The organism is Lacticaseibacillus boliensis (assembly GCF_054784775.1).
This window is the reverse complement of record NZ_BAAIHN010000082.1, coordinates 1-1,205: the sequence shown is the minus strand read 5'-3', so window position 1 is coordinate 1,205 and position 1,205 is coordinate 1. Positions and strand designations below refer to the sequence as shown.

Annotated in this window: 1 protein-coding gene; it reads right to left on the bottom strand. The window is 53.7% G+C overall.

Annotated elements, in window-relative coordinates; genetic code table 11:
- Positions 1–59: 59 nt before the first annotated feature.
- Positions 60–1,145, bottom strand: a complete 1,086-nt coding sequence (locus ACYVRB_RS14220; RefSeq protein ID WP_260185214.1) for an IS30 family transposase — start codon at positions 1,143–1,145, stop codon at positions 60–62.
- Positions 1,146–1,205 lie beyond the last annotated feature (60 nt).

Below are 1,205 nucleotides of genomic sequence, written 5' to 3'. Positions count from 1 at the left end.
CGCAAATTGCAAGAACAAGTTAGCCACCTGGCCCGATCCGGCGTATGAAAGCCTGTTATCTATGAAGTTGGTGAGTTAGTCGGCGTCGACGCTTTAGCCGCCCGGCGTCGGACCTGAGCGGATTCCGCCACGAATCGTTCTGTGGGGGTCTGGTACTTCAGGATGTGACGTGGAAGGTCGTTGATCTTACGTCCGGCCTCGGCCACCTCCTGAGGGCCTACGGTATCTAGAGACAGGCCCTTGGGGAAGTCCCGTCGCAGCATCCGGTTATGGGCTTCGTTGGTGCCGCGCTCGCTGGAGCGATAAGGATGGGCGTAGTATACGTCAGCGACTCCGTCGAGTACGAATGACAAGTCTGCGAACTCTGAACCGTTGTCCGCCGTGACGGTCTTGATGATGTCCCCGTGGTCCTTGACGATAGCGCGCATGGCATAGTTGACCGAGTCCGCATCACGACCATCAATCAGGCGCACGAACTGGAAGCGAGTTTTGCGCTCAATCAGTGTCATCAGTACACTCTCCTGGCCATTGCGCTTACCAACTATGGTGTCTAGCTCGAAATTGCCGAACTCTCTACGAGAGTCCACACGCTTTGGCCTGTCGTCAATACTGCGACCCGTCAGCATGCGTTGGAACTTGTGGTTGGCCTTATGTTTCACACGTCTACTAGGCTTCTCAAGCAGATCAATATTTCGCACCTCCAGTAGCTGAGCGTCGATATAGTTGTAAAGCGTCGCAGTACAAACCATTTCGTCGGGCAAATATAGCCCCTCTGCCCTAGCGCGGCCAACGGCCGCGTCAGGTGACCAGCTATCCTCTTGAAAGTGGCTTGTAAAGTAGGTAATGAAGTCCTGGACCTTCGAGAGCTTAAGCGGGCGACGGCAGCGCTGGCGGTTTTCCTGATAACGTATCTGGGCAGTTTCAGGACTGTAAACACTATAGTAGTGCAGCTTGCCGTTGACCTTCTCGACCTGGTCAGTCTGCCCGCGAGCAATTTCGTTGGCGATGGTTTGGCGATTGATACCGAGGCGGTCGGCAATCTTTCGATCGGACTTTTCTTGCGCGTGGAGAACTGCGATTTCTCCACGCTCAGATGGGGTTAGGTGGTGACCTTTAACGTGAGGCGTGATAAGCTGGTCTTGCATCAAGACATCCTTCTTTCATTGTTTGTATGGTAGCTTCAATGATAACAGGACTTTTGTCTT

Bases quoted from the DNA above. Each gene is read 5' to 3' on its own strand.
- ACYVRB_RS14220 (WP_260185214.1), bottom strand. From the start codon at position 1,145: ATGCAAGACCAGCTTATCACGCCTCACGTTAAAGGTCACCACCTAACC.